This window comes from Streptococcus sp. CL8.13, from assembly GCF_049737895.1.
The window spans coordinates 1-6,553 of sequence record NZ_JBKOTT010000047.1 but is presented as its reverse complement, the minus strand read 5'-3'; the positions used below and the strand labels follow the sequence as shown (position 1 = coordinate 6,553).

The 6,553-nt window shown below is 41.3% G+C and carries 5 protein-coding genes and 3 pseudogenes; 2 read left to right on the top strand and 6 right to left on the bottom strand.

The window, feature by feature from the left end:
- Window positions 1-183: pseudogene (locus tag ACLNCN_RS02605) on the top strand (amino acid ABC transporter permease); the annotation flags it as partial.
- A gap of 144 nt (window positions 184-327) precedes the next feature.
- A pseudogene (locus ACLNCN_RS02600) lies at window positions 328-1,518 on the top strand (ferredoxin reductase family protein).
- Window positions 1,519-1,613: 95 nt separating this feature from the next.
- Here ACLNCN_RS02600 and ACLNCN_RS02595 read toward each other — a convergent pair.
- The 6 genes and pseudogenes from ACLNCN_RS02595 to ACLNCN_RS02570 form a co-directional block, all read right to left on the bottom strand.
- Window positions 1,614-2,744 (bottom strand): ABC transporter ATP-binding protein, encoded by a 1,131-nt coding sequence (locus ACLNCN_RS02595; protein WP_050253268.1) that lies wholly within the window; start codon window positions 2,742-2,744, stop codon window positions 1,614-1,616.
- 112 nt (window positions 2,745-2,856) lie between these two features.
- Entirely contained in the window at window positions 2,857-3,726 is an 870-nt protein-coding gene (locus ACLNCN_RS02590) for a helix-turn-helix domain-containing protein (RefSeq protein ID WP_049500201.1), read from the bottom strand.
- Window positions 3,727-3,729: 3 nt separating this feature from the next.
- On the bottom strand, window positions 3,730-4,116 hold the full coding sequence (locus tag ACLNCN_RS02585) for a Mini-ribonuclease 3 (protein WP_049500203.1): 387 nt from the start codon (window positions 4,114-4,116) through the stop codon (window positions 3,730-3,732).
- Window positions 4,109-5,452 carry a cysteine--tRNA ligase gene (gene cysS, locus ACLNCN_RS02580; RefSeq protein WP_424844555.1) on the bottom strand — a complete coding sequence of 448 codons (1,344 nt, stop codon included), beginning with the start codon at window positions 5,450-5,452 and terminating at the stop codon, window positions 4,109-4,111. The genes ACLNCN_RS02585 and cysS overlap by 8 nt, the downstream gene beginning before the upstream one ends.
- An 81-nt stretch (window positions 5,453-5,533) precedes the next feature.
- Window positions 5,534-6,418 (bottom strand): GNAT family N-acetyltransferase, encoded by an 885-nt coding sequence (locus ACLNCN_RS02575; RefSeq protein WP_125455064.1) that lies wholly within the window; start codon window positions 6,416-6,418, stop codon window positions 5,534-5,536.
- 11 nt (window positions 6,419-6,429) lie between these two features.
- Window positions 6,430-6,553 (bottom strand): annotated as a pseudogene (locus ACLNCN_RS02570) (serine O-acetyltransferase); the annotation flags it as partial.

Genomic DNA, 6,553 nt, shown 5'->3' with positions numbered 1-6,553 from the left:
TACTCTGTTATCGCCCTACAAGAACTCTTTGGAGCCAGCCAAATTCTCATGGGCCGTTATTTCGAACCAGAGCAAGTGTTTAGTCTTTATATCCTGATTGCCCTCATCTACTTCAGCTTCAACCTAGCAATTTCGAGCCTATCTCATATGCTAGCAAAACGTTGGCAACAAGCTGCAGAATAAACAACCACTCTCCAGTTAAATTGGAGAGTTTTTTTGATGAGAGTAGATATTTATAGACCTCAATTTGACACCATACTTTTTCTATGATAAAATGTAACAAATTTATTTACAACAAATCAAAATCTTAATGAAATGGAATTTTTTATGAAATCACTCAAAGGACTACTCTTTATCATAGCTAGTTTTGTCTTGACTATTTTGACTTGGATGAACACTTCTACCCAATTCATGATTCCAGGACTAGCTTTAACAAGCCTATCTCTGACTTTTATTCTAGCCACTCATCTCCCACTACTAGAAAACTGGTTTCACGGTTTGAAGAAGGTCTACACCGTCCACAAATTCACAGCCTTTCTATCCATCATTCTACTAATCTTTCATAACTTTAGTATGGGCGGTTTGTGGGGCTCTCGTTTAGCTGCTCAGTTTGGCAATCTTGCCATCTATATCTTTATCAGTATCATCCTTGTCGCCTATTTAGGCAAATACATCCAATACGAAGCTTAGCGATGGATTCACCGTCTAGTTTACCTAGCCTATATTTTCGGACTCTTTCATGTCTACATGATGATGGGCAATCGTCTTCTCACATTTAATATTCTAAGTTTTCTTGTTGGTAGCTATGCCCTTTTAGGATTACTGGCTGGTTTTTATATCATCCTCCTTTATCAAAAGATTGGCTTCCCCTATCTAGGGAAAATTACCAATCTCAAACGCTTGAATCACGATACTAGAGAAATTCAAATCCATCTTAGCAGACCTTTCGACTATCAATCAGGACAATTTGCCTTCCTAAAGATTTTCCAAGAAGGCTTTGAAAGTGCTCCGCATCCCTTTTCTATCTCAGGAGGCCATGGTCAAACTCTTTACTTTACTGTTAAAAATTCAGGTGACCATACCAAGAATATCTATGACAATCTTCAAGTCGGCAGCAAAGTAACACTAGACAGAGCTTACGGGCACATGATTATAGAAGAAGGACGAGAAAATCAGGTTTGGATTGCTGGAGGTATTGGGATTACCCCCTTCATCTCTTATATCCGTGAACATCCTATTTTAGATAAACGGGTTCACTTCTACTATAGCTTCCGTGGAGAGGAAAATGCAGTTTATATAGATTTGCTCCATGACTATGCTCAGAAAAATCCTAATTTTGAACTCCATCTAGTAGACAGTAGGAAAGACGCCTATCTTAATTTTGAACAAAAAGAAGTACCCGAACATGCGAGCGTCTATATGTGTGGTCCTCTTTCTATGATGAAGTCACTTGCCAAACAGATTAAGAAACAAAATCCAAAAACAGAGCTTATTTACGAAGGATTCAAGTTTAAATAACCACTCATACTCTCCTGGAATTTCCCAGGAGTTTTTTCTACGCAATCTCAAAAAACACTGCCAGATTTCTAGCAGTGTTTTGAGTTTTATTTATCTTAGTAAACTGTTTTTTCAGTTTCTACATCGAAGAAGTGTGCTTTGTTCAAGTCAAATCCAAGTTCAACTGTTGCACCTGTTTGCAAGTAGTCACGAGCGTCAACTTTAGCAACAAATTCATCTTTACCAACTTGGCAGTAAAGGTGAGATTCTGAACCAAGCAATTCTGATACAGAGATAGTAGCTTTGACAACTGATTCTGGGAATGTTTCAAGGAAAGCAGGTTCTGCATTCACGTCTTCTGGACGGATACCGAAGATCAATTCTTTACCTTCGTAGCCTTTTTCACGAAGAACTTTCAATGCTCCTTCTGGAACTTTCAAACGGAAACCGTCAGAAACAATTTCGCTACCAACCAATTTCACGTTGATGAAGTTCATAGCTGGGCTTCCGATGAATCCTGCTACGAATTTGTTAACTGGGTTTTTGTAAACTTCTTGAGGAGTACCGATTTGTTCTACACGTCCGATAGTACCTGTACCAGCAGGGTTCTTAGTTGCTGACATGATAACGATACGGTCTGCAAGTGTCATCGCTTCTGTTTGGTCGTGAGTTACGTAGATAGTTGTAGCTCCGATACGACGGTGGATTTTAGCGATTTCAGCACGCATAGATACACGAAGTTTGGCATCCAAGTTTGACAAAGGTTCATCCATCAAGAATACTTTTGCATCACGGACGATAGCACGCCCCATAGCAACACGCTGACGTTGACCACCTGAAAGGTCAGCTGGTTTACGTTCCAAAAATTCTTTCAATCCAAGGATTTCAGCTGCTTCTTGTACACGTTTGTCGATGTCTTCTTTGCTGTATTTACGCAATTTCAAACCGAAAGCCATGTTGTCATAAACAGTCATGTGTGGATAAAGAGCATAGTTTTGGAATACCATGGCGATGTCACGGTCTTTTGGAGCCACGTCGTTGACAACCACGCCATCGATAGATGCAGTACCTTCTGTGATATCTTCAAGACCTGCAATCATACGGAGAGTAGTTGATTTACCACATCCTGAAGGTCCTACGAAAACGATGAACTCTTTGTCTTTGATATTCAAGTTGAAGTCTTCAACTGAATAGTGTTCGCTGTTTGGATATTTTTTGTAAATATTTTTAAGATTTAATTCTACCATGAGGTGAACTCCTTTTGTATTTTGATAGTTTTATTATAAATGAAAACGCTTTATATTTCTATGGCAAGGTGACCAAAAAAATAAAAAAGTTCTGTGCAACTTGCACAAAACTTTAGAGAATATCTGGTAAAATCAACTGATAACACAGGGTGAGATCTGTCAACTCCTTCAACTGTAGCCCTGTCAATTCTTCCCATTTATCAATCTTGTATTGGAGAGAATTGCGGTGCAAGTAGAGTTGCTGGGCTGTTTTAGTTAGGACTGCACTATTTTCCCAAAGAGAGAGAATGATTTCCTGAATCTGATCTTGATCCAAAATCATCTGGTGCAGGCATTCTTTAATGACTCTCAGGTCCACAACTCTTTCCCCCATACTCCAAAGATAGAGTTGTGAAAAGGTATGAACACCTTGGTGACCCTGACGCCACCAAGTCTTAAACAAATCTCGCTCTGCTTTAATCAAGTCTGATAGGGCTTGATGGCCTGTCTGAGACCAAACCTGGCCCAACATGATAGATAGACGCAGTCCAAAGTCATATTCAACCGCTTCAATCGTATCACTTAAAATAGCTCGTACAGAAGTGTATTTATCTTGTTGAAGCACGAAAACATAATCCTGAGCTCCGACCTGAAGCACCGTCTGACAGTTAGGAAAAAGGGTCCGCATCATATCCAGCCAAGAAGCTAGATTTTCCTGCTGAAAATAGGAAAGATGACAATAAACCAACTGAATCTTTTTAAAAGTTTGTGGTGCTTGTCCCTTGCCCTCAATCAGAAAAGAATACCAAGGATTGAGCGAACGAGCCTGCTCCTGCTGGCTCAAAAGGGCAACCAACTGCTTTTCACGCTCGCTGAGCTCAGCCTCCTCCAGCAAAATCCACTGCTGAGAAGCTAAAGGGAGTGTGAGATAGCCTTCTTTCTCTACTGGTTGGTCTGAAATCTGAGCTTCAGGAAACCAGTCTTGTAATTCTTTTGCCATCATGTCCTAGCCCTCCACTTTTTGGATGCACCACGAAATCAAGCTCTCAAGCCGTTCCAGATTTTCAGTCATATGGAGATAGCCCATCACAGCTTCAAAACCTGTGGACATACGGTAAGTCACCACATCAGCATTTTTGGCCTTGGTGTGGCTATTGGTATTGCGACCACGTTTGTAGATTTCCTCTTCTTTTTCCGTCAGGATTTGCTCCTCTAACATAAGGGAAATCAGGCGAGCCTGAGCCTTGGCTGACACATACTTGGTTGCTTCTTGATGGAGTTTATTGGGTTTGGTCATGCCTTTAAGAATGAGGTGACGACGAATATACATAGAATACACCGCATCTCCCTCAAATGCTAGCGCAATCCCGTTAATGAGATTGACATCAATCACGTGTCCACCTCACTCCATCCTTGGTGTCAAGAAGCTTAATTCCTTGAGCCGCTAATTGGTCACGGATTTGGTCCGCTGTAGCAAAGTCACGATTGGCACGTGCTTCTTGGCGTTTTTGGATTAAAGCTTCAATCTCTGCATCTAGAACATCCTCAACAAAGACAATCCCAAAGACTTCTAACATATCCGCAAGAGCTTCCTTAACACTTGCATCATAGTTGCCAGAGTTGATCCATTTAGCCATTTCAAAGACTACTGTGATACCGTTAGCAGAGTTGAAATCCTCATCCATAGCAGCTACAAACTTGTCTTTAAAGTCCTGTAACTCTTGAGCATCTACAGTCCCAGAAAATGGTTGCTCATAGGTGTTCTTCAGATACTTGAGATTGGTCTCTGCATCACGCACTGCCTTTTCCGTAAAGTTGATAGGCTTACGGTAATGTTGTGTCGCAAAGAAGAAACGAAGCACTTGTCCATCGAGGGTTTTGAGGGCATCGTGCACTGTGATAAAGTTGCCCAAGGATTTGGACATCTTGACATTATCGATATTGACAAAGCCATTGTGCATCCAGTAGTTAGCAAAGGTCTTGCCTGTTTTGGCTTCTGACTGGGCAATTTCATTGGTATGGTGAGGAAACTCTAGGTCAGCTCCACCACCGTGAATATCAATGGTGTCGCCCAAAATCTCTGTCGACATGACTGAACACTCGATGTGCCAGCCCGGACGACCAGGTCCCCAAGGACTGTCCCAAGAAATCTCGCCTGATTTGGCAGATTTCCAGAGGGCAAAGTCTACAGGATTTTCCTTACGAGCTGTTTCTTCATCGGTACGACCTGAAGCACCCAGCTCCAAATCTTCCAAGGTTTTATTAGCCAATTTGGCATAGTTGTGAGATTTTTCCACACGGAAATAGACATCTCCTTGAATCTCGTAGGCAAAGCCTTTTTCAATCAAATCTTCCACAAAGCGGATGATGTCAGCCATAAACTCCACCACACGCGGATGGCGAGTCGCAGGTTTGACGCCCAAGGCCGTCACATCCTCACGAAAGGCAGTGATGTACTTGTCCGCAACCTCCTGAGGCGTGATGCCCTCTTCCTTGGCACGGTTGATAATCTTATCATCCACATCCGTAAAATTGGAAATATAGGCAACCTCGTACCCACGGTACTCAAAATAACGACGAATGGTATCAAAAGCCACCGTTGAACGAGCATTTCCCACGTGGATATAGTTGTACACGGTTGGCCCACAAACATACATCTTTACTTTGTCGTCCTCAATCGGGACAAATTCTCGCAAATCACGAGACATGGTGTCGTAGATTTTAATCATAAATCATAATCAGGAAAGCCAAAATCCAAGAACACTTAATTTCATCACTAAGAGTTCAATTGAATTTCAGTCCGAATGTCTCTACACTTCGGAATCCCTTGCTCCTTTCGCATTCAGATAAACCACTTGGGTTTGTTTGACAAAGCCAATCTTTTCATATAAGCGCTTGGCACCTACATTGCTATCTTCCACTGCAATCTGAAATTCCTTGTCATTTTGCTCAATTAGTTGGTTGACAAGAGATTTTGCTAAGTAACTTCCATAGCCTTTCCCACGTTCAGGTTCAGATATTGCTAACCCGTAGAAGTAATTCGTATTAGTCGATAAATCTACCGTGCAAGTTCCAATAACCTGACCGTCTTTTAACAAAATATATAAGCGACTTTCTGGATCCTTCAGAGCTTCAGCGACATATCTATCCACAATCTCTCTAGACTCATGTTCCTCTGAGAATGCCTGAAATTTTAACTGACTAATTTTATCCTGATACGAACTATCTGCTAACAAAACTTCAAGATTGGAAACATTTGCTAACGGATAAGGTTTTCTATCCTTACCTAACCAAGTTTCTGTCTCTTCATCCTCGACCAATCCCCAGTTACTAACAAAATCAGGATGGCGGTCTAGAAAAACACGCTCTGTCTGAAAAGTAACTGAACGAATAGAGAAAGAGGCTGTTTCTTTCTCAAAACTAGTAAACAATACACGCGCAATTCCCTGACGGCGATGATCTGGATGAACCAGTATCGTCACTTCCACATCTTGGTCATCAGCATAGACAGTTAATAAACCAACAAGTTCGCCTTTTTCATAATAAAGGAAAAAGGCGGGCATGTTTGGGTCAAAATTAAGCATGTTAGAGAGATAGGGATCACGATAGGTACCGTCATAGTTTTGGCAACAGTTAATTAGTTTTTTCGCCTCAGATAACTCCTCTTGGCTTAACTTGTTTCTTGCTTGAATCATATAGGTATCCTCTACAAACCAGACGATCTGTGACTTACATCTTTAGCATGCTCGAGTTTATTGACGTAGTACTCTCGTTTTTCTTCGACTTCGTGAATGACCGGCTCATCTTTCTTACCATGAAGGCGGACAATT

Coding starts and splice junctions, on each gene's coding strand:
- ACLNCN_RS02595 (WP_050253268.1), bottom strand. CDS start 2,744: ATGGTAGAATTAAATCTTAAAAATATTTACAAAAAATATCCAAACAGC.
- ACLNCN_RS02590 (WP_049500201.1), bottom strand. CDS start 3,726: ATGATGGCAAAAGAATTACAAGACTGGTTTCCTGAAGCTCAGATTTCA.
- cysS (WP_424844555.1), bottom strand. CDS start 5,452: ATGATTAAAATCTACGACACCATGTCTCGTGATTTGCGAGAATTTGTC.
- ACLNCN_RS02575 (WP_125455064.1), bottom strand. CDS start 6,418: ATGATTCAAGCAAGAAACAAGTTAAGCCAAGAGGAGTTATCTGAGGCG.